The sequence below is a fragment of the Rhodococcus sp. M8 genome, assembly GCF_015654185.1.
Lineage (GTDB): Bacteria > Actinomycetota > Actinomycetes > Mycobacteriales > Mycobacteriaceae > Rhodococcus > Rhodococcus aetherivorans.
On record NZ_CP064065.1, the window covers coordinates 24946 to 46739 of the forward strand.

The following is a 21794-nucleotide window of genomic DNA, read 5'->3' on the forward strand; positions in this document are numbered from 1 at the left end:
TCGAGGGTGTTGCCGACCGGAGGGGGCGCGCCGGTGTTCGACCAGGACGAGTTCATGGCGGTGCTGTCGCGGTTCGCGCGCCTGCTGCCCACCCCCTACGACGTCGGCGCAGCGCTCGACGAGCTCGTCGACGGCGTGACCGCCGTTCTGGGTCTCCTCGGGTGCGGCGTGAGCCTGCAGTGCGAGGGCCGGCTGCAGTTCGTCACCGCGGCCGCCGAGGTGGTGGGGGAGATGGAACGCTGCCAGGAGGAGGCCGGGGTGGGGCCGTGCCAGTACGCGTTCGATCGTGGCGAGCCCATCGCGGTCGCCGACGTGCGGACACGATCGGACCTGTGGCCGGACTACGCCGAGAAGGCCCGCGAGCACGGGATCGCGGCGGTGGCCGGCATACCGATGCAGCTCGCGGACGAGAAGATCGGCGCTCTCGACCTGTACGCGTGCGAACCGCGCGAATGGGCGGATCGTGAGATCGCGGCGGCGCAGATCTTCGCAGACATGGCCACCGGCTACATCGTCAACTCCAACAAGCTGCGGCAGCACGAGCAGCTGAACGCGCAACTGCAGACGGCGCTCGATTCGCGCATCGTCATCGAACAGGCGAAGGGCATCATCGCCCACGCCCGGAGCACCACCCCCGACGAGGCGTTCCGGCTCATCCGCGGCCACGCCCGCAGCAACCAGGCACCCGTGCGGTCGGTTGCCAAGGCGATCGTCGAGGTGGGCCTGCGGGTCTGATCACCGGGGCTGCGGCGGCCGCGGTTCTCACACCGGTCGGACGTTCTCCGCCTGAGGTCCCTTCACACCCAGTCCGATCTCGAACTCGACGCGCTGACCCTCTGTCAGCGAGCGGAAGCCCGTCCCCGCGATCTCCGAGTAGTGGACGAAGATGTCGGGCCCGCCGCCCTCCTCCGCGATGAAGCCGAACCCCTTCTCCTCGTCGAACCACTTCACAACGCCCTGTGGCATATCCGAAAAGCCCCCTGTCCCTGCGACCCTCGACTCCGGCGCCTGCACCTCCTTCGATGCTGCCGCGAAACGGCCGGAAATTCCGGGAAAGTCGTGAACGTTTCGGGATCGGACGCGTCGCGGCCCGGTCAGCCCCGCAGACGGACGAGCGCCTTGCGCACCACCCGCGGATCGGCTGTCTCCCAGAACGGGGGCAGCGACGCGCGCAGATACCCGCCGTACCGTGCGGTCGCCAGGCGGGGATCGAGCACCGCCACGACACCCCGATCGTCCGTGCTGCGCAACAACCGGCCCACACCCTGCGCGAGCAGCAGCGCGGCGTGGGTGGCCGCCACCGACAGGAAGCCGTTGCCCCCGCGCGCCTCCACCGCCCGCTGCCGCGCCACTAGCAGCGGGTCGTCCGGTCGCGGGAACGGGATCCGGTCCAGGATCACCAGCGACAGCGACGGTCCCGGCACGTCCACGCCCTGCCACAGCGACAGGGTCCCGAACAACGACGTCGGTTCGTCGGCCGCGAACTTCTCCACCAGGGCGCCGGTCGCGTCCTCGCCCTGGCACAGGACCGGCGTGTCCAGGCGCTCCCGCATCGCCTCCGCCGCCGCCTTCGCGGCGCGCATCGACGAGAAGAGCCCGAGCGTGCGGCCGCCGGCGGCCTCGATCAGCTCCGCGATCTCGTCCAGGTACGCGGGGGAGAGCCCGTCGCGGCCGGGGGCCGGCAGGTGCTTGGCGACGTACAGGATGCCGGAGCGGGCGTGATCGAACGGCGATCCCACGTCCAGGGAATTCCACCGCAGGTCCCCGTCGTCCGACGGTGGTTCCGTCCCCGACGCCGCGCCGGTGTCGCTGCGGGCCGGCGACTGCGGCGGCAGCCCCCAGTTGACGGCGAGCGCGTCGAACGAGCCACCCACCGTCAACGTCGCCGAGGTCAGGACGACCGTCGACGCGGCGAACAGCCGGGACCGCAGCAGTCCGCCGACGGACAGCGGCGCCATCCGCACCGTGTGGCGGGTGTTGCCGCGGAACTCGTCGGCGGCGTGCCAGACGACGTCCCGGCGGGCAGCGGGATCCGTCTCCTCGAAGGCGGTCAGCACGCGAACCGCGCAGTCGTGCACCTCGTCGACGTCCGCCAGCGCCTGGTTGCGGGCCGCGGCGGCCTCGGCGTCGAGCCCCGCCTTGGGTGGTCCGATCGCCGTGCGCACGGCCCACGCCGCGTCGCGGATCGCGGCCAGCGCCGCGCCCGCGCCCTCGGGCAACTCGTCCCACCGCCCCGGCGGCAGCTCCTCGAGCAGCGCCTCCCAGTTCTCGGCGGCCCCCTCGAGTCGGTCGACGTCCTCGTCCTCGATCAGCTTCACGCAGCGCCGCGCCGCGGCCGAGACGGTGCCGCCGGACAGCTCCGCCGTCGCCACCCCGGTGACGCGGTCCACGAGTTCGTGCGCCTCGTCGACCACCACCACGTCGTGCTCGGGCAGGATCGAGATGCCGCTGATCGCGTCGATCGCCAGCAGCGCGTGGTTGGTGACGACCACGTCGACCTGCCCGGCCTCGGCGCGGGCGATCTCCGCGAAACAGTCCTCGCCGACCGGGCACCGCGACTTGCCCAGGCACTCGCGGGCGGTGACACTCACCTGACGCCACGCCTGATCCGACACGCCGGGGACGAGGTCGTCGCGGTCGCCGGTGCCGGTGGTCGACGACCACTCCGTGATCCGACGCACCTCCCGGCCGATCCGCGACAGGGCGAACGCGTCGAACAACTGGTCGTCCGCAGGCGGCTCCTCGGCCAGACCGGTGTGGATCTTGTTCAGGCACAGATAGTTCCCGCGGCCCTTGAGGATCGCGAAGCGGGGGCGCCGGCCCAGCGCCGACTCCAGCGCGCCGGCCAGCCGCGGCAGGTCCCGGTCCACCAGCTGACGCTGCAGCGCGATCGTCGCGGTGGAGACCACCACGGTCCGGCCCGTCTGCACCGCATACCGCACGGCCGGCACGAGGTAGGCCAGCGACTTGCCGGTGCCGGTACCGGCCTGGACCGCGAGGTGCTCGCCGGTGTCCAGCGAATGCGCCACCGCCGAGGCCATGGTCAGCTGGTTGCGCCGTTCCTTGCCGCCCAGCGCGTGCACCGCGGTGCGCAGCAGTTCCGGCACATTCGGGAGTTCGGGCACCGCGTCAGGGTACTGGGCACCACCGTCAGGTTCGCGGCCCGACCTGTCCGACCAGGTCCACACCCGCTTCCCGGAGCGCCGAGAGCGCCGACTCGACGGTCGCCTCGCTCACCCCGGCCGTGTACGGCAGCAGCACCCGCGTGTCGAACCCGGCGGCGGTGGCATCGAGCGCGGTCGCCCGCACGCAGTGATCGGTGGCGATACCCACGATGTCGACCGCGGTGACCCCGTGCCCGCGCAGCCACCCGTCGAGGGACTCGCCCGTGTCGTGGCTGCCCTCGAAGCCCGAGTACGCAGCCTCGAACGCCCCCTTGGAGAAGACCGCCTCCACGCGGGTGGTGTCGAGGGCCGGATGGAACTCGGCACCCTCGGTTCCCGCCCGGCAGTGCGGCGGCCACGAGTCCACGAAGTCCGGCTCCTCGGCGAAGTGCGCACCCGGATCGACGTGGTGATCCCGGGTGGCGACCACGTGCGCGTAGTCCTGCGCGTGTGCGGCCAGGTACCGGCTGATGTCCGCGGCGACCGCGGCGCCGCCGGCCACGGCCAGCGACCCGCCCTCACAGAAGTCGTTCTGCACGTCGACGATGATCAGCGCCCGCGACAACGTCCTCACCTCACGAATCGGGTCGGCACCGCGGCCTCGCCCGCCGACAGGGTCAGGGCCTCCCACGGGAGACTGATCAGCCCGTGCGCGAGCAATGCCCGGCTCTCCTCCAGCGTAGGCCCGTCGCCGACCCGCTCGCCGTTGCAGACCAGCGGAACCATCAGCTCGTGCACCACCTCGCCGTCGCCCCCCGGTACGGGCGCGTCCGCCGGGTAGATCACCTCTTCCACCAGCGTGCCGGTCGGGCGGGCGAACCGCACCGCCCGCTTGGCGCCGCCCCGGGACTCCTTGTGCGCGCTGCGCTTCTCCACCGGGATGCCGTCGACCTCGACCAGCTTGTAGACCATCCCGGCCGTGGGCGCGCCCGAGCCGGTGACCAGCGACGTCCCGACGCCGTACACGTCGACCGGCTCGGCGCGCAGACCTGCGATCGAGTACTCGTCCAGGTCACCCGACAACACGATCTTCGTGTTCGTCGCCCCCAGGCCGTCGAGCTGCTCCCGCACCTGCCGGGCCAGCACGCCGAGATCGCCCGAGTCGATCCGCACGGCCCCGAGTCCGGTGCCGGCCACCTCGACGGCCGTGCGCACCCCGTTGGTGATGTCGTACGTGTCCACCAGCAGCGTGGTCCCCACCCCGAGCGTCTCGACCTGGCTCCGGAACGCCGCCGCCTCGTCGCGGCCCGCCCCGGTGGTGTGCACGAGCGTGAACGCGTGCGCCGCGGTACCCGTGCCCGGCACCCCGTACCGGCGCACCGCCTCGAGGTTCGACGTCGCGTCGAAGCCCGAGAGGTATGCCGCCCGCGCACACGCGACCGCCGCCTCCTCGTGGGTGCGGCGCGACCCCATCTCGATCAGCGTGCGGCCGTCCGCGGCGCTGACCATCCGCGCCGCCGCCGACGCCACCGCGCTGTCGTGGTTGAGGATCGACAGGATCAGGGTCTCGAGCAGGACGCACTCGGCGAACGTGCCGCGCACCGCCAGCACCGGCGAACCGGGGAAGTAGAAATCGCCCTCCCGGTAGCCCTCGATGTCGCCGGAGAACCGGTAGCCGCGCAGCCACTCCACGGTCGAGGCGTCGAGGAACCGTGCCGCCACGGCCAGTTCCTCCTCGCCGAAGTGGAACGTCTCCAGCGCATCGATCAGCCGGCCGGTCCCACCGACCACGCCGTACCGGCGCCCGGGCGGCAGACGCCTCGCGAACACCTCGAACGTGCAAGGGCGGGAACCGGTGCCGTCCGCGAGCGCGGCCTCGAGCATCGTCAGCTCGTAGACGTCCGTGAACAGGGCGGTGCTCGCCGTCGCAGTGCGCGGCAGAAGGGAATCGGGCACCCGATCACTGTAGAGCGCGGGCCGGGATGCGGCTGTATTGCCGGGCGCCGACGCCGTACCCTGGAGACATGGCGACGTGTTCCCCGACAAGCCCGTTCGGCACCGCCCCCCCGGAGCCGTCCGACGCAGTCACCGTGGCCTCGTTTCCCGCCGTCACCATGGCGGCAGGGCAGGCAATGCCGGCGGAAGCCGAAACCGTCGAGGAGATCGAAGCAGTCGACCGGCCCTGGGTCACCGTCGTGTGGGACGACCCGGTCAACCTCATGCACTACGTCGCGTACATCTTCCAGAAGCTGTTCGGGTACAGCAAGGCCAAGGCCACCGAGCTGATGCTCAAGGTGCACAACGAAGGCAAGGCGGTCGTCTCGAGCGGCTCGCGTGACAAGATGGAACACGACGTGCAACGCCTGCACGCCGCCGGGCTGTGGGCGACGATGCAGCGGGCCGAGTGACCGGCCGCCCGCTCGCCGACCATCCCGACCGCGAAGCCAGGAGGAGCCGACCGACGTGCGGCAGTGGAGCAGGAAGAACTCGCTCGGAGGCGTGAAGCTGCGATCCGAGATGGACGCACACGAGGCGTCGGTGCTGCGCTCGCTCGTCGCATCCGTACTCGGCATGCTCGAGGAACGCGCCGCCGGCGCCCCGCAGGACGACCTCGCCGCCCTCACCGGCCTGCGCACCGGCAACTGCACCCCGCCGGACGTCCCCGCCCTGCAACGGCTGCTGCCCGACTTCCACCGGCCCGACGCCGACGCCACCGTCCATCCCGACGACGAATCCGCCGACCTCAACGGTGCCCTGCGCAGCCTGCACGAACCCGACATCATCGACGCCAAGCTCGCCGCCGGAGCCGTCATCCTGCGCACCGTCCCCGAATCCGGCGGCAAGGTGGTGCTCAGCCCGGAACAGGCCGATGCCTGGCTGTACGGGCTCAACGACCTCCGGCTGGCCCTCGGCACCACCCTCGGCATCGACGACGACACCCCCGAGACGCTCGACGAAGACGACCCGCGGGCCCCGCACCTCGACGTCTATCACTGGCTGACCTGGATGCAGGACTCCCTCGTCCAGGCGTTGCTGCCGTGACGGCCACGCCCGGACCCACCGACTCGCTCACCGACGTCGCCGGCCTGCGCGTGGGGCACTGGCAGGCCCTCGACGCCGACGTCACCCTCGGCTCCGACCACGCCTTCGGCACCGGGCGGGCCACCGGATGCACCGTCGTCGTTCCCGACCGTGCCGTCACCGCCGCCGTCGACGTCCGCGGCGGCGGGCCCGGCACCCGCGAAACCGACCTGCTCGACCCCAGCCACTCCGTCCAGCGCGTCGACGCGGTGCTCCTCACCGGAGGCAGCGCCTACGGGCTCGCCGCCGCCGACGGCGTGATGCGGTGGCTCGAGGAACAGGGCCGCGGCATTCCGATGGGGCCGCCGGGGGCCGTGGTGCCCATCGTGCCGGGCGCGGTCGTCTTCGACCTGCCCGTGGGGGAGTGGTCCGCCCGGCCCACCGCCGACAGCGGATACCGGGCCGCCGCGGCCGCCGGCACGACCGTCGCCCGCGGCACCGTCGGCGCCGGAGTCGGCGCACGCGCCGGCACCCTCAAGGGCGGCATCGGCACCGCGAGCCTGTTCCTGACCGAGGGCCCCGCCGCTGGCGTCACCGTCGCAGCCCTCGTCGTCGCCAACCCCGTCGGAGCGGTGTTCGACCCCGAGACCGGCCTGCCCTGGGGCCTCGGCCCCGCCCGGGCCGCCCCGCTCGGGCTCGTCGCGCCCACCGCAACCGACCTCGCCGCCGCCAACGCCCTCGCATCCAAGGGCACCGCCCTCAACACCACCATCGGCGTCGTCGCCACCGACGCCGACCTGACCGCCGCGGCCTGCCGCCGTGTCGCCGTCGCCGGGCACGACGGCCTCGCCCGGGCCGTCCGCCCCGCCCACTCACCCTTCGACGGCGACACCCTCTTCGCCCTGGCCACCGGCACCGCGACGCCCCCCGGCGCGAGCCGACCGATCCCGGAGGCCTTCGCGCCCGAACTGCCCGTGCTGGCCGCCGTGTGCGAGGCGGCCGCCGAGGTCGTCCAGCGCGCCGTCGTCGACGCGGTGCTGCAGGCCACCGCGGTCGCGGGTATCCCCGCCTATCGTGACGTGTTCCCCTCCGCCTTCACGGCCGGGATTCCCACGTCGCGCTGAGGGCCGCGCTGAGGGCTCAGCCCGACGTGCCCTCCGACACGCGCTTCATCTGGTCGCCGCAGCAGATCTCCGAATGCGGCATCCCCTCGGTGCAGGGGCACGGCTTCTCGTAGACGATCTGCGCGCCGCACTTCTCGCAGGCGTAGCGATCTCCGACGTTTCTCGGCACGACTGCCTCCCGGGTCCGACGGTGCCTCCCACAGTAGCCACCGGGCCGCCGGTCGACAGGGCTTTCACGGCGAAGCCCGACCGTCGCCGCGCACGTGTCGAGCGGTGCGCACGTCGGTAGGCTCGAAAGCCAGGAACACAGCACAGGACACACGCGAAGGGCGAGCGCATGACCGTACCCGACGGTTCCCGTCCCGGGCCCCGGCCCGTCTGGCAGCGCGCGGCGCTCCTGATCGCCGGATTCGTCGCCCTGCTCTACGGCGTCGAAGCCGTCGACGCCGCCGCGCCCGCGGACCTCGACTCCGCCGGTATCGAACCGAGAACCGCCGACGGGCTGTGGGGCGTGGCGTTCGCACCCGTGCTCCACGCCGACTGGGCGCACCTGAGCGCCAACACCATTCCGCTGCTCGTGCTCGGCTTCCTCGTGCTCGTCTCCGGCATCGGCCGCGGTCTGGCCGCCACCGCGATCATCTGGGTGGTCGGCGGGCTCGGCACCTGGCTCACCGCCGGGGCCGGCTTCGTGCACATCGGCGCGTCGATCCTCGTCTTCGGGTGGCTCACCTACCTGATCACACGCGGCATCTTCACCCGGCAGTCGAGCCAGATCGTCATCGGGGTGATCGTGCTGTTCGTCTACGGCAGCATCCTGTGGGGCGTGCTGCCCAGCGATCCGCGCGTCTCCTGGCAGGGGCACCTCTTCGGCGCCGTGGGCGGCGTCCTGGCCGCCTGGCTGCTCTCCGCCGACGAGCGTCGCCGCCGCCGCCCGCCGGCCGTGCCCACCTCCTCGTTCGGGTGAGACGCACCCCCGCGCAACAACTGACCGATCGGTAGGCTCACAGCGTCGCCGCAACTGTGACATCTCTCGATCAAAACCTGCGTTGGCTTCGTCGCAGCCACAGGGACGTGGCAGCATGACCCCCATGCGCATGACCGTCCTGGGGTGTTCCGGCAGCGTGGCCGGGCCGGATTCCGCCGCGTCGGGCTACCTGATCACCGCCCCGGGCACCCCGCCCCTGGTGATCGACTTCGGTCCCGGCGTCCTCGGGGCCCTCCAGCGCTACGCCGACCCCGGCGAGGTCTCGCTGCTGCTCTCGCACCTGCACGCCGACCACTGCCTCGACATCCCCGGCCTGCTCGTCTGGCGGCGCTATTCCCCGAACCGCCCCACCGGACGGACCCTCGTCTACGGCCCCTCGGACACCAGCGTCCGCATCGGCGCCGCCTCCGCCGAGATCGCCGGCGAGATGGACGACGTCAGCGACACCCTCGACGTGCGCCCCCTCGCCGACGGCGAAGCCTTCCGCTTCGGCGCGCTCACCATCCACCCCGGCCGGGTCAACCACCCGCCCGAGGCCTACGGATTCCGCATCACCAGCGACTCCGGGCGCACCGTCGTCTACACCGGCGACACCGGCATGTGCGACGAGGTCGTCGAGCTCGCGCGCGGCGCCGACGTCCTGCTGTCCGAGGCCTCGTGGACCCACGCACCCGACGACCGCCCCGACGGCATCCACCTCTCCGGCGCCGAGGCCGGCATGCTCGCCGCTCGCGCCGAGGTGGGCGAGTTGCTGCTCACCCACATCCCGCCGTGGACCTCGCGCGAGGACGTCATCGCCGAAGCCAAGGAGCAGTACTCCGGGCCCGTCCACGCGGTGTCCGCCGGGGACGTCTACCCCATCTAATAGGCTCGTCCGGGTGACCACACGAGAAGACGGCAGAGCGGACGACGAACTCCGCCCCATCCGGATCACCCGAGGATTCACCAACCACCCCGCGGGCTCGGTGCTCGTGGAATTCGGCCAGACCCGCGTCATGTGCACCGCCAGCGTCGAAGAGGGCGTGCCGCGCTGGCGCAAGGGCTCCGGTCTCGGCTGGCTCACCGCCGAATACGCGATGCTCCCCGCCGCCACCCATACCCGCAGCGGACGCGAATCCGTCAAGGGCAAGCTCGGCGGCCGCACGCAGGAGATCAGCCGCCTTGTCGGCCGCGCCCTGCGCGCCTGCATCGACCTCGCCGCCATCGGCGAGAACACCATCGCCATCGACTGCGACGTCCTGCAGGCCGACGGCGGCACCCGCACCGCCGCCATCACCGGCGCCTACGTGGCCCTCGTCGACGCCGTCGCGTGGCTGAGCGCGGCGGGCCGCCTCACCGACCCGCAGCCGATCTCGTGCGCCATCGCGGCCGTGAGCGTCGGTGTCGTCGACGGCCGCGTCCGCCTCGACCTGCCCTACGAGGAGGACGTGCGCGCCGAGGTCGACATGAACGTCATCGCCACCGACACCGGCACCCTCGTCGAGGTCCAGGGGACCGGCGAAGGTGCGACGTTCGCCCGGTCCACCCTCGACAAGATGCTCGACTCCGCGCTCGCCGGCATCGCCGAACTGTGCGAGATCCAGAAGCAGGCGCTCGACGCCCCCTACCCGGGCACGCTGCCGCAGCCCGTGACCCCCGAGCGGACCAGGAAGAAGTTCGGTGTCTGACAGCGTGCAGGTGCTCGTGGCGAGCCGGAACGCGAAGAAGTTGCGCGAACTGCGGCGCGTCCTCGACGCCGCCGGGATCGAGGGGATCGACCTCGTCGGACTCGACGCCGTGCCGCCCTACGACGAGGCGCCCGAGACCGGGGCGACGTTCGAGGAGAACGCGGCCGCCAAGGCTCGCGACGGCGCGGCGGCGACCGGAATGCCGTGCGTCGCAGACGATTCCGGACTCGAGGTCGATGCCCTCAATGCGATGCCCGGGGTGCTCTCCGCCCGGTGGTCGGGGCGGCACGGCAACGACCACGCCAACACCGAACTGCTGCTCGGGCAGCTGCAGGACGTTCCCGACGAGCGCCGCGGCGCGGCATTCGTCTCCGCCTGTGCCCTCGCCGTCCCCGGTGACGACGGCGAGATCGCGGTGCACGTCGTGCGCGGTGAGTGGCGCGGCTCCATCGTCCACAGCCCGCGCGGCGCCAACGGTTTCGGCTACGACCCGGTGTTCCGGCCCGAGGGGGAGGAGCGCACCGCCGCCGAGCTCAGCGCCGAGGAGAAGGACGCCTCGTCGCACCGCGGGCGCGCACTGGCACGATTGGTGCCCGATCTCGCAGCGCTCGCCCGCTGACGCCCGCCGCCGCGGCGCGAAGCCTGCGCTCCCACGCGAAACAAGAAGCCGCCCACGCAATCGCGTGGGCGGCTTGCTGTTTCGCGCGCCGATCGGCCGGCCGGATCAGACGCCGAAGTCGGCCTTGACCTGCTTCGTGCGCTGGTGCTCGACGAAGAACGACAGGAACGGGATCGTGCCGGCGAGGAGGGTGCCGATCGTGCGGCCCGCGGGCCAGCGCACCTTGATCGCCAGGTCGAGCGTGAGCACGAGATACACCGCGTAGACCCAGCCGTGGACCACGGCGATCCAGCCGGGGACGTTCTCGACCTTCAGGATGTACTTCGCGACCATCTCGCCGGTGAGCACGAGCAGCCACACGCCGGTGATCCAGGCGAGCGCGCGGTACCGCGTCAGGGCCGAGGCAATCTTCTTCCGGTCGGCCTCCGGACGGGACTGCGGCGCGGTCGAACCGCTCGTCTGGTCGGGTGCCTGCTCGGGGGTCGTGCTCACTGAGCGCTCCTATCGGACCTGCGCGCAAGCTGCGCGAGGTAATCGTTGTACTCCAGCATCTGCCGAGCCTCCGGGTCGTCCGGATCGACGGCCGCGTTCGGATCGAGCCCAGTGCGGGGCCGCTGGGGGAGGAGATCCTCGGGGATCTCGGTGGGTTCCTTCGGTTCCGACGCGCGCGGCGCACCCGTGGCCTGGCTCTCGGCGTCCTCGGTCTCGAGTTTCACGAACCGGCGGTAGGCGTAGACGCAGAAGAAGGCGAAGGCGGGCCACTGCAGGGCGTAGCCGAGGTTCTGGAACGTGCCGCCCACGGCCTCGAACCGCGTCCATTGCCAGAAACCCAGACCGAGACAGCCGGCCGCGGCGACCGCCACCAGTACGACGAGAGCAAGGCGACGCGGCGGACGGTTCTCGGACACGTCATCAAAAGTACCCGAGCGGCCCCTCGACCTGCCAAGAGCGGTCGGGGGGCCGTGGGCGAGGTCACGTGGTGCGCGAGGGGGGACTCGAACCCCCACGTCCTTTCGGACACAGGTACCTAAAACCTGGGCGTCTGCCTGTTCCGCCACTCGCGCTGGACCCATGAACCATACGACATCCGACCGAGAATTACCTCGTCCGTAGTCGATGGTTTCGTGCCGCCCACGTCGCTGTCTGGCTGTGGCAGTTGGGGCAGAGGAAGCGGACGTTTTCCGGTCGGGAGTCGTTCGGATTCCCGTCGATGTGGTCCACATGCAGTGTCAGTGGGAGATCACACCATTCCGGTCCGATACCGCAGCTTTCGCACTTATGGGGGCGGCCGGACTCGAGGAGGGCGCGGCGGAGTAGCTTCGCCATTCGTCGCGGCGTGCCCGTGGGCTGCACTACAAGTACCTCCCGCCACGGGAGGCGATTTCGTGCCGGTGCCCCACCCATGTGCGCTTGACCAGTGAAGTGAGATGTGTCGAGCCCCAGCCGTTTGATCCGGCGACTGAGGTGATGGTGCGAACCTCCGCTCGGCACCAGGCCCAGGTAGCGCATGACCCCCGCAACGCTCGTCGAGTTTCGGACCGCATCCTCGAGGACTTCCCGTGTGTACTTCGTGGACCGTCCCATCATCCCCCCTGGATCGAATGTATGTGCGATGCGCGGGACTGTATCGGACGGCGCCGACAAATTGCCGAAAGTGCCCTCATGCACGCGTTTCGCGGTCAGTCAAGATGGTAACGATTGTGTAACGATAAACCTGAGGGATTCCTCAGGTTGATGGACGTCCATGTAGCCGCGCAGCCTGCGCGGACTCTCCCTACCAACCGGTCACTTCTCCGACCTGCTGTGAGTGATCTCACGTGCCCCTTCGGGGGAGGTAACCCGCGCGGAACAAAACATGAGGAACCCCTCATGATTTTGTGTCACTCTTGGGTAGCCCGAACGAGCAGATCAGAGCCCATCAGAACGCCAACGGCGGCGCGGGCGGCCACGAGACCACGCCCTTGCGGTGTTCAGGAGAGGAACTACACGCGTGACGATCGACGAGACCACACCAGCCGACAACGGACGGAACTCGAAGGCATCACGACGCGCCAGTGACCGGGGCAACGCCCCCGCTTCCCGTAAGGGCGCGCTGGTCGACAAGCTCCTCGCCGGGGAGCCCTACGCACTCGCCTTCGGTGGCCAGGGCGCTCCCTGGCTCAGCTCCCTCGAAGAACTCAGCCGCGACAACGGGCTCGAGCCGGTCCTGACCGAACTGGTCAACGAGGCCACCGCGCTGCTCGCGCCCGTCGCACACGACCTCGTCGTCGTGCGCCCGAGCGGCTTCGACCCCATCGCCTGGATGCTCGAGCAGGAGGTCGCCGACGAGGACGAGACGCCCGTCTCCGGCCCCTCCGAGTCCACGCTGACTTCCGCCGCGGTCTCGCTGCCCGGCGTGTTCCTGACCCAGGTGGCCGCGCTGCGCGCGCTGGCGAACCAGGGCCTCGACGTGACCGCCCAGGCCCCGGCCGCCGTGATCGGCCACTCGCAGGGCGTGCTGGCCGTCGCGGCCACCGAGGCCGCCGGCGCCAAGGACGGGCAGATCCTCGCGATTGCCCAGCTCATCGGTGCCGCCGCCACCCTCGTCGGCCGTCGCCGCGGCATCATCGCCGGCGCCGAGCGCTTCCCGATGCTCGCCGTCGCGAACGTCGACCCCGAGCGCCTGCGCGCCGTCGTCGCCGAGGTCTTCGCCGACCAGGACCCGCAGCGCTCCGCGGTCGTCGCCATCCGCAACGCCCGCCGCCGCGTCGTGCTGTCCGGCCCGCCTGCCGCCCTGGCTCGCGTGCAGCAGCGCTGCGAGGAGATCTCCGCCGCGGAGACCCGCGAGCGTGAGGCGAAGAAGCGCGGCGGTGCCGTGTTCGCCCCGACCTTCGAGCCGGTCTCCGCCCAGATCGGTTTCCACCACCCCGCTCTCGCCGACGCGGTCGAGCAGGTCGCCGACTGGGCCGCCCGCTGCGGCCTGGACGCGGACCTCGCCCGCTCGCTGGCGCAGGAAGTGCTCGTCGACCCGGTCGACTGGGTCGCCCTCGTCGACGACGCCGTCGCGGCCGGCGCCTCGTGGATCCTGGACATGGGTCCCGGTGAGCTGCTGACCCGTATGACCAGCTCGGGCCTGCGTGGCCAGGGTGTGGGCATCATCGCGGCCGCCACCCGCGGGGGTCAGCGCAACCTGCTGACCCCGGGCGCGGAGCCCGAGGTGCCGCAGCCGTGGTCCGCGTTCGCGCCGAAGCCGGTCACCCTGCCCGACGGCCGCCAGGGCGTCGAGACGGCGTTCACGCGCCTGACCGGCCGCTCCCCGATCCTGCTGGCCGGCATGACGCCGACCACCGTCGATCCGAAGATCGTCGCCGCGGCAGCCAACGCCGGCCACTGGGCCGAGCTCGCCGGCGGCGGCCAGGTCACCGAGCAGATCTTCGCCGACCACGTCGAGGAGCTGAAGGGGCTGCTCGAGCCGGGCCGCGCCGTGCAGTTCAACTCGATGTTCCTCGACCCGTACCTGTGGAAGCTGCACGTGGGTGGCAAGCGGCTGGTGCCGCGGGCCCGCGCCGCGGGCGCGCCGTTCGACGGCGTGGTCGTCACCGCCGGCATCCCCGAGCTCGAGGAAGCCGTCTCGATCATCGAGGAGCTGACCGAGGCCGGCATCAGCTACGTCGCCTTCAAGCCGGGCACCGTGGCGCAGATCCGCTCGGTGATCCGCATCGCGAACGAGGTGCCGAACTACCCGGTCATCGTCCACATCGAGGGCGGCCGCGCCGGTGGCCACCACTCGTGGGAGGACCTCGACGATCTGCTGCTCGCCACCTACGCCGAGCTGCGCACCCGCTCCAACCTGGTGCTGTGCGTCGGTGGTGGCATCGGCACCCCCGAGCGGGCCGCCGACTACCTGACCGGCCGCTGGTCCACCGCCCACGGCTTCCCGGCGATGCCGCTCGACGGCATCCTCGTCGGCACCGCGGCGATGGCGACGCTCGAGGCGACCACGTCGCCCGAGGTCAAGCGGATGCTCGTCGAGACCCCCGGCACCCCCGACTGGGTCGGCGCCGGCACCGCCTCCGGCGGCATGGCCTCGGGTCGTAGCCAGCTGGGCGCGGACATCCACGAGATCGACAACGCGGCGTCCCGCACGGGCCGCCTGCTCGACGAGGTCGCGGGCGACGCCGAGGCCGTGGCCGCGCGCCGCGACGAGATCATCGCCGCGCTCGACGTCACCGCGAAGCCGTACTTCGGCGACGTCGCCGAGATGACCTACGGGCAGTGGCTCGCCCGCTACCTGGAGCTGGCCGTCGGCTCGCAGGAGGTGGCCGACGCGGCCGAGAACCCGTGGATCGACGTCACCTGGCGTGAGCGCTTCCACGAGATGCTGCAGCGCGCCGAGTCCCGCCTGCACCCGGCCGACCGTGGCCCGATCCCGACGCTGTTCGCCGACGACGCGGCCCTCGACCGGCCGTACGCGGCGCTGGCCGCGCTGACCGAGCAGTTCCCGGACGCCGACTCGGTGGTTCTGCACCCGGCCGATGTTCCGTTCTTCGTCTCGCTGTGCCGCACCCCGGGCAAGCCGGTGAACTTCGTCCCGGTCGTCGACCAGGACGTGCGTCGCTGGTGGCGGTCCGACTCCCTGTGGCAGGCCCACGATCCGCGCTACAGCGCCGATCAGGTCTGCATCATCCCGGGCACCGTCGCCGTCGCGGGCATCACCCGCGCCGACGAGCCCGTCGGTGAGCTGCTCGACCGCTTCGAGAAGGCCGCGGTCGACGAGCTGATCGCGGCCGGCGTCGAGCCGGTGCAGATCGCGGCCCGCCGCCACCAGGACCTCGCGGCCGGCCTGCTCGACGCCGTGCTGTCGGCTCCGGACGTCAACTGGGCCGGCCGGCAGACCGTCAACCCGGTGCACCGCCTCGGTGACCTGGACGAGTGGTCCGTCGAGTCCGACACCGCTGCCGTGCACGGCGCGACGGGCGCCACGCTGAGCGTTCTCGACGCCGAGCACGTGGGCCTGACGGTGCCGCTCGCCGGCGACAAGACCGTCGAGATCCGCCTCACGGTGCCCGCCACCGTGCACACCGGTGGCGCCCCGGTCGTCACCGCGGACGACGCGTCGGCGTCGATGTCGGCGCTGCTCGGTGTCGCCGCGGGGCAGGAGCTGCCCGCGGTGAAGAAGGGCGCGGCCCGCATCACCCTCGGCTGGCTGCCGGAGAAGATCGCCGACCACGCCGGTGTCACCGGTTCGGGACTGCCGCTGAACCTGACCCCGAGCGGCCACGGTGTGCCCGACGTCCTGGTCGGCGCGTGCTGGCCGGCGGTGTTCGCCGCGCTCGGCGCCGCGCAGACCGACGACAGCCTGTCGGTGATCGAGGGCATGCTCGACCTGGTCCACCTCGACCACGCCGTCGACGTGAAGGACGGTCTGCCGACCGATCCGTCGATCCTGGGCGTCAAGGCCGAGGCCCAGGACGTGGCCGACACCGACCTCGGCCGGGTCGTCGAGGTGCACGTCGAGATCACCGCCGACAACGGCAACGGCTCGGGTGACACCACGGTCGCCACCCTGATCGAGCGGTTCGCGATCCGTGGCCGCACCGGCAAGGCCGAGCTGGCCGATCCGGTCCGTGCCGGCGGTGCCGTGAGCGAGGACGCGGTGGAGACCCCGCGTCGCCGCCGCCGCGACGCCGTGATCGTCGCCCCGATCGACATGAGCGCCTTCGCGCGGGTGTCGGGCGACCACAACCCGATCCACACCTCGGACAACGCCGCCCTCCTGGCCGGCCTGGGCACCCCGATCGTGCACGGCATGTGGCTGTCCGCCGCCGCCCAGCAGGTCGTCACCGCCCTCGAGGCCGACGCCAAGCTGCCGGCCCGCCGCCTGACGGCGTGGACCGCCCGGTTCCTCGGCATGGTGCGTCCGGGTGCGCAGATCGACGTGCGCGTCGACCGCATCGCGACCGACCGTGGCGCCGAGATCGTCGAGGTGAGCTGCCGCGTGGACGGCGACCTGGTGATGGTCGCCACCGGCCGCACCGCCGCCCCGCGCACGGTGTACGCGTTCCCCGGCCAGGGCATCCAGCGGCCCGGCATGGGCCTGGACGCCCGCGCCCGCTCGAAGGCCGCCCGGGAGATCTGGGATCGCGCCGACAAGCACACCCGCAAGGCCCTGGGCTTCTCCATCCTTGCCGTGGTGCGCGACAACCCGACCGTGCTCAAGGCCCGCGGCGTCACCCACAAGCACCCGGACGGCGTGCTGCACCTGACCCAGTTCACGCAGGTCGCGATGGCGACCCTGGGTGTCGCCCAGATCGCGGAACTGCGTGAGGCCGGCGCCTTCGTCGAGGGTGCGCTCCTGGCCGGCCACTCGGTGGGCGAGTACAACGCGCTCGCCGCGGTCGCCGGGGTGCTGCCGCTCGAGGCGGTGCTCGAGGTGGTGTTCAGCCGCGGGTCGGCGATGCACGCCCTCGTGCCGCGCGACGAGCAGGGCCGTTCGAACTACCGCATGGCCGCGATCCGGCCGTCGCAGTTCGGTGTCGCCGACGCCGATCTCGAGGCGTTCGTCGCCGGGGTCGCCGAGGAGACCGGGGAGTTCCTGCAGATCGTCAACCTGAACCTGCGCGGCTCGCAGTACGCGATTGCCGGTACGGTCGCCGGTCTCGAGGCCCTCGAGTCCGTGATCGAGCGCAAGGTCGCCGAGTTCGGGGGCAAGCGTGCGTTCATCCTGGTCCCGGGCATCGACGTGCCGTTCCACTCGACCGTCCTGCGCGGCGGCGTGGACGACTTCCGGGAGCGCCTGCTGAACCTGCTGCCCGAGCAGATCGATCCCGACATCCTCATCGGCCGCTACATCCCGAACCTGGTGCCCAAGCCGTTCAACCTGGGCCGGGAGTTCGTCCAGGAGATCGCGGACCTGGTGCCGTCCGAGCCGCTGGCCGAGGTCCTCGCGGACTTCGACACCTGGGCGGCCGACCCCTCGAAGCTGTGCCGCGTGGTGCTCGCCGAGCTCCTCGCGTGGCAGTTCGCGTCCCCGGTCCGCTGGATCGAGACGCAGGATCTGCTGTTCGCCGACGAGGCCGACGGTGGCCTGGGTGTCGAGCGGTTCGTCGAGGTCGGCCTCGGCGCCGCCCCCACGGTGGCGAACCTGGCGTCGCAGACGCTGAAGCTGCCGGGCCGCTTCGGGCAGCCGGTCGAGGTGCTCAACATCGAGCGCGAGGCCTCGATCGTGTACTCCACGGACGTCGATCCGGCGCCGGTGGAGGACGACGAGCCGGCCTCGGCCGACGCTTCCGCTGCCGCTCCGGCCGCGGCCGCCGCTCCGGCCGCCGCGCCCGCCGCTCCCGCGGGTGGTCCGCGTCCGGACGACATCGCGTTCAAGGCCGCCGACGCCACGAAGGTGCTCATCGCCCTGTGGACGAAGCTGCGCCCGGATCAGATCGGTCCCGCCGACACGATCGAGGCGCTGTGCGACGGCGTGTCCTCGCGGCGCAACCAGCTGCTCGTCGACCTCGGCTCGGAGCTGTCGCTCGGTGCCATCGACGGTGCGGCCGACGCCGACATGGGCGCGCTCGCCGGCACGGTCGATCGCTTGGCCCGCACCTACCGGCCCTTCGGTCCGGTGCTGTCGGACTCGATCAACGACCACCTGCGCAAGGTGTTCGGCCCGTCGGGCAAGCGTCCCGCCTACGTCGCCGACCGGGTCACCAAGGTGTGGGGTCTCGGCGAGGGCTGGGCGTCGCACGTGACCGCGGAGGTCGCGCTGGGCAGCCGGGACGGTTCGTCCGTCCGCGGCGGTGCGCTCGGCGGCCTTTCCGACGGCGCGCTGTCCGACGGTGCCGCCGTCGACAAGCTGATCGACGCGGCCGTGCAGTCGGTCGCCGGCCGCCGCGGTGTCGCGGTGTCGATGCCGTCCGCCGGTGGCGGTGGCGGTGCCACCGTCGACGCTGCCGCGCTCGGCGAGTTCGCCGAGGGCATCACCGGCTCGAACGGTGTGCTCGCCAAGACCGCCCGCCTGATCCTGTCCGAGCTGGGCCTGGCCGACGCGGCCTCGGACCTCGCGGACAAGGCGGACACCGAGCTGGTCGACCTGGTCTCGGCGGAGCTCGGCTCCGACTGGCCGCGGCTGGTCGCACCGGCGTTCGACGCCCGCAAGGCCGTGCTGATCGACGACCGGTGGGCGACGGCCCGCGAGGACCTGGCTCGCATCTGGCTCGGTGCCGAGATCGGCGCGGAGCGGTTCGCCGGTGCGGGTGCCACGGTCGCCGCGCACGCCGCGTTCTGGGCGGGCAAGGCCACCGAGGCCGGCCGCACGGAGCTCGCGCAGGTCTTCGACGCCGTCGCGACGGCCGCCCGGCAGACCGGCGACGCCGAGTACGCGGGCGAGGTCGCCGTGGTCACGGGCGCCAGCAAGGGCGGGATCGCGGCCGCGGTCGCGGCGAAGCTGCTCGCCGGCGGCGCCACGGTCGTGGTCACCACGTCGAGCCTGAACGACAGCCGCCTCGGCTTCTACAAGGAGCTATATGCGCGCAACGCACGCTCCGGTGCGGCGCTGTGGGTGGTCCCGGCCAACATGGCGTCCTACGCCGACGTCGACGCCCTGGTGACGTGGCTCGGCACCGAAACCGTGGAGACCGCGGGCGGCGCCAAGAAGCTGATCAAGGAGGCCCTGACCCCGACGCTGCTGTTCCCGTTCGCCGCGCCGCGCGTGTCCGGGTCGATGGCCGACGCCGGTGCCCGCGCCGAGATGGAGATGCGGGTCCTGCTGTGGTCGGTGGAGCGCCTGATCGCGGGCCTGGCCGACATCGGCTCCGACCGTGACGTGGACACCCACCTGCACGTCGTGCTGCCGGGTTCGCCGAACCGCGGCAAGTTCGGTGGCGACGGCGCCTACGGCGAGGCGAAGGCCGCGCTCGACGCGATCGTCAACCGCTGGCACGCCGAGCGCATCTGGGCCGAGCGGGTCACCCTCGCCCACGCCCTCATCGGGTGGGTGCGCGGCACCGGCCTGATGGGCGGCAACGATCCGCTGGTGGAGGCCGCCGAGGCCGCCGGTGTGCGGACCTGGTCGACCGACGAGATGGCCGTCGAGCTGCTGAAGCTCGTCACCGCCGGCTCCAAGGAGGCCGCCGCGGTCGAGCCGCTGGTGGCGGACCTGACCGGGGGTCTGTCGGAGGCCGACATCGACCTGCCGGCCCTGGCCAAGCAGGCGCAGGAGGAGGCCGAGGCCGCGAAGGACGCCGCGGCGGAGCCCGAGCACGCGACGATCGCGGCGCTGCCCGCACCGCCGCGCCTGGACGCGACGCTGCCGGCACCGGAGTGGAACACGCTCGACGTCGACCCCGCCGATCTCGTGGTCATCGTCGGCGCCGGCGAGCTCGGCCCCTACGGGTCGGCCCGTACCCGCTTCGAGATGGAGGTCGACGAGGAGCTGTCGGCCGCCGGTGTGCTCGAGCTGGCGTGGGCCACCGGCCTGGTGGCGTGGGAGAACGATCCCAAGCCGGGCTGGTACGACGCGGAGACCGGCGAGCTGGTGCCCGAGGCGGAGATCGCCGACCGGTACCACGACGCGGTGGTCGAGCGCTGCGGCATCCGCCGCTACGCCGACGACGGCGCGATGGTCGACAACGCGGCGCCGCTGCTGACCTCGGTGTTCCTGGACAAGGACCTGTCGTTCGTGGTGGGTTCCGAGGCCGAGGCCCGCGCGTTCGTCGATGCCGACCCGGAGAACACCGTCGCGCACTCGGTTCCGGACAGCGGTGACTGGACCGTCACCCGCAAGGCCGGCACCGAGATCCGGGTGCCCCGCAAGATGAACCTGACCCGCACGGTCGGCGGCCAGATCCCGACCGGGTTCGACGTCACCAAGTGGGGCATCCCCGCCGACATGGCCGAGTCCGTGGACCGGGTGGGCCTGTGGAACATCGTGACCACGGTCGACGCGTTCCTCTCCAGCGGTTTCACTCCGTCGGAGCTGATGCGCTGGGTGCACCCCTCGTACGTGGCGAACACCCAGGGCACCGGCATGGGCGGCATGACCTCGATGCGGTCGCTGTACATCGACACGCTGCTCGGCGAGTCCCGCGCGAACGACATCCTGCAGGAGGCCCTGCCGAACGTCATCGCCGCGCACGTGGTGCAGTCGTACGTCGGTGGCTACGGCGCGATGGTGCATCCGGTGGCGGCGTGCGCGACGGCCGCGGTGTCGGTCGAGGAGGGCGTCGACAAGATCAAGCTGGGCAAGGCGCAGCTGGTCGTCGCCGGCGGCTTCGACGACCTCGGCATCGAGGGCATCGTCGGGTTCGGTGACATGTCGGCCACCGCGAAGTCGGACGACATGACGGCCAAGGGCATCAGCGATCGCCGGTTCTCCCGGGCCAACGATCGCCGGCGCGGCGGGTTCGTCGAGTCCGCCGGTGGCGGCACGGTCCTGCTCGCCCGCGGCGACCTGGCGCTGGAGATGGGCCTGCCCGTCCTCGGTGTGGTCGCGTGGGCCGGGTCCTTCGCCGACGGCGTGCACACCTCGATCCCGGCTCCGGGCATCGGTGCCCTCGGCGCCGGTCGCGGCGGGCTCGAGTCGGGCCTGGCGCGGGAGCTGCGCAAGCTCGGTGTCACCGCCGACGACATCGCGGTGATCTCCAAGCACGACACCTCCACGGCGGCCAACGACCCGAACGAGGCGGAGCTGCACGAGCGTCTGGCCGGGTCGCTGGGCCGCAGCGAGGGCGCGCCGATGTTCGTGGTGTCGCAGAAGTCGCTGACCGGTCACGCCAAGGGCGGCGCGGCGGCGTTCCAGCTGATCGGCCTGTGCCAGGTCCTCAGCCAGGGCGTCGTCCCGCCGAACCGCAGCCTGGACTGCGTCGACGACAAGATGGCCGAGTTCGAGCACCTGGTGTGGCCGCGCACCCCGCTGCGCTTCGGCGAGCGGTACGCGCTCAAGGCCGGTCTGCTGACCAGCCTCGGGTTCGGTCACGTGTCGGGGCTGATCGCGGTGGTCCACCCGCAGGCGTTCGTCGAGGCGATCCCGGCGGAGCGCCGGGAGGCCTATGTGGAGCAGGCTCAGGCCCGCGCCGTCGCCGGTAAGCGCCGCCTCGCGGAGGCGATGACCGGGGGTGCGGCCCTGTACCAGCGGCCCGCCGACCGTCGCTTCGGCGGGGACTCGGTGCCGGCCAAGGCGGCACGCCAGCTCGAGGCCGACGTGCTGCTCTCGCCGGAGGCACGACTGGGTGACGGCGACGTGTACCGTTCGGGTCTGCCCGGCTGCAAGTAGCCGCCGGCCGCACGGTCACAGAGAGCGGG

Annotated in this window: 17 protein-coding genes and 1 tRNA gene; 9 read left to right on the forward strand and 9 right to left on the reverse strand. The window is 72.0% G+C overall.

Translation table 11 applies throughout. The features are described from left to right. The first annotated feature begins 33 nt into the window (after positions 1-33). Positions 34-735: a GAF and ANTAR domain-containing protein gene (locus tag ISO16_RS00105; protein WP_006947395.1), complete on the forward strand. Its 702-nt coding sequence runs from the start codon at positions 34-36 to the stop codon at positions 733-735. 27 nt (positions 736-762) lie between these two features. Here the strand turns inward: ISO16_RS00105 and ISO16_RS00110 are convergent, their stop codons facing one another. The 4 genes from ISO16_RS00110 to ISO16_RS00125 form a co-directional block, all read right to left on the reverse strand. Next, positions 763-966: a cold-shock protein gene (locus ISO16_RS00110; RefSeq protein WP_029542972.1), complete on the reverse strand. Its 204-nt coding sequence runs from the start codon at positions 964-966 to the stop codon at positions 763-765. Positions 967-1094: 128 nt separating this feature from the next. Beyond that, a complete protein-coding gene (locus ISO16_RS00115; RefSeq protein ID WP_072634987.1) occupies positions 1095-3125 on the reverse strand; it encodes an ATP-dependent DNA helicase in 2031 nt (676 codons plus the stop codon). A 25-nt stretch (positions 3126-3150) separates the two neighbouring features. After that, on the reverse strand, positions 3151-3729 hold the full coding sequence (locus tag ISO16_RS00120) for an isochorismatase family protein (RefSeq protein ID WP_029542976.1): 579 nt from the start codon (positions 3727-3729) through the stop codon (positions 3151-3153). Positions 3730-3734: 5 nt separating this feature from the next. Beyond that, positions 3735-5060 carry a nicotinate phosphoribosyltransferase gene (locus ISO16_RS00125; protein WP_006937508.1) on the reverse strand — a complete coding sequence of 442 codons (1326 nt, stop codon included), beginning with the start codon at positions 5058-5060 and terminating at the stop codon, positions 3735-3737. 68 nt (positions 5061-5128) lie between these two features. Between ISO16_RS00125 and clpS the strand changes: the two genes are divergently transcribed. The 3 genes from clpS to ISO16_RS00140 are packed head-to-tail and all read left to right on the forward strand — an operon-like array spanning position 5129 to position 7249. Beyond that, positions 5129-5512 carry an ATP-dependent Clp protease adapter ClpS gene (clpS, locus tag ISO16_RS00130; RefSeq protein WP_029542980.1) on the forward strand — a complete coding sequence of 128 codons (384 nt, stop codon included), beginning with the start codon at positions 5129-5131 and terminating at the stop codon, positions 5510-5512. 55 nt (positions 5513-5567) lie between these two features. After that, positions 5568-6146, forward strand: a complete 579-nt coding sequence (gene aosR, locus ISO16_RS00135; protein ID WP_006937528.1) for an oxidative stress transcriptional regulator AosR — start codon at positions 5568-5570, stop codon at positions 6144-6146. Next, positions 6143-7249 carry a P1 family peptidase gene (locus tag ISO16_RS00140; RefSeq protein WP_072634988.1) on the forward strand — a complete coding sequence of 369 codons (1107 nt, stop codon included), beginning with the start codon at positions 6143-6145 and terminating at the stop codon, positions 7247-7249. Before aosR ends, ISO16_RS00140 begins: the two co-directional genes overlap by 4 nt. Before the next feature lie 16 nt (positions 7250-7265). On the opposite strand, the gene ISO16_RS00145 is transcribed toward ISO16_RS00140, so the two are convergent. Continuing rightward, positions 7266-7418 (reverse strand): hypothetical protein, encoded by a 153-nt coding sequence (locus ISO16_RS00145; protein ID WP_006937532.1) that lies wholly within the window; start codon positions 7416-7418, stop codon positions 7266-7268. 168 nt (positions 7419-7586) lie between these two features. On the opposite strand from ISO16_RS00145, the gene ISO16_RS00150 reads away from it, so the two are divergent. The 4 genes from ISO16_RS00150 to rdgB all read left to right on the forward strand — a co-directional run bounded on the left by ISO16_RS00150 (position 7587) and on the right by rdgB (position 10520). Next, positions 7587-8213 (forward strand): rhomboid family intramembrane serine protease, encoded by a 627-nt coding sequence (locus tag ISO16_RS00150; protein ID WP_006937534.1) that lies wholly within the window; start codon positions 7587-7589, stop codon positions 8211-8213. A 124-nt stretch (positions 8214-8337) separates the two neighbouring features. Beyond that, entirely contained in the window at positions 8338-9099 is a 762-nt protein-coding gene (locus tag ISO16_RS00155) for a cyclic nucleotide-degrading phosphodiesterase (protein ID WP_043799009.1), read from the forward strand. Positions 9100-9112: 13 nt separating this feature from the next. Further along, on the forward strand, positions 9113-9901 hold the full coding sequence (gene rph, locus ISO16_RS00160) for a ribonuclease PH (protein ID WP_006937538.1): 789 nt from the start codon (positions 9113-9115) through the stop codon (positions 9899-9901). Positions 9902-9911: 10 nt separating this feature from the next. Continuing rightward, positions 9912-10520, forward strand: coding sequence for an RdgB/HAM1 family non-canonical purine NTP pyrophosphatase (gene rdgB / locus ISO16_RS00165; protein ID WP_044476031.1), 609 nt, complete (start codon positions 9912-9914; stop codon positions 10518-10520). A 105-nt stretch (positions 10521-10625) separates the two neighbouring features. On the opposite strand, the gene ISO16_RS00170 is transcribed toward rdgB, so the two are convergent. The 4 genes from ISO16_RS00170 to ISO16_RS28550 form a co-directional block, all read right to left on the reverse strand. Next, complete coding sequence (locus ISO16_RS00170; protein ID WP_029542990.1) at positions 10626-11012, reverse strand: DUF3817 domain-containing protein; 387 nt, start codon at positions 11010-11012, stop codon at positions 10626-10628. After that, entirely contained in the window at positions 11009-11428 is a 420-nt protein-coding gene (locus ISO16_RS00175; RefSeq protein WP_006937553.1) for a hypothetical protein, read from the reverse strand. Before ISO16_RS00175 ends, ISO16_RS00170 begins: the two co-directional genes overlap by 4 nt. A gap of 69 nt (positions 11429-11497) precedes the next feature. Then, positions 11498-11584: transfer RNA gene (locus ISO16_RS00180), tRNA-Leu, on the reverse strand. 34 nt (positions 11585-11618) lie between these two features. Then, entirely contained in the window at positions 11619-12104 is a 486-nt protein-coding gene (locus ISO16_RS28550) for an HNH endonuclease (protein ID WP_072635004.1), read from the reverse strand. Positions 12105-12510: 406 nt separating this feature from the next. Between ISO16_RS28550 and ISO16_RS00185 the strand changes: the two genes are divergently transcribed. Beyond that, a complete protein-coding gene (locus tag ISO16_RS00185; RefSeq protein ID WP_072634989.1) occupies positions 12511-21765 on the forward strand; it encodes a type I polyketide synthase in 9255 nt (3084 codons plus the stop codon). The last annotated feature ends 29 nt before the right edge of the window (positions 21766-21794 follow it).

Excerpts from the sequence above, each read along its gene's own strand:
- clpS (WP_029542980.1), top strand. The coding sequence starts at position 5,129 with ATGGCGACGTGTTCCCCGACAAGCCCGTTCGGCACCGCCCCCCCGGAG.
- ISO16_RS00150 (WP_006937534.1), top strand. The coding sequence starts at position 7,587 with ATGACCGTACCCGACGGTTCCCGTCCCGGGCCCCGGCCCGTCTGGCAG.
- ISO16_RS00110 (WP_029542972.1), bottom strand. The coding sequence starts at position 966 with ATGCCACAGGGCGTTGTGAAGTGGTTCGACGAGGAGAAGGGGTTCGGC.
- ISO16_RS00155 (WP_043799009.1), top strand. The coding sequence starts at position 8,338 with ATGCGCATGACCGTCCTGGGGTGTTCCGGCAGCGTGGCCGGGCCGGAT.
- ISO16_RS28550 (WP_072635004.1), bottom strand. The coding sequence starts at position 12,104 with ATGGGACGGTCCACGAAGTACACACGGGAAGTCCTCGAGGATGCGGTC.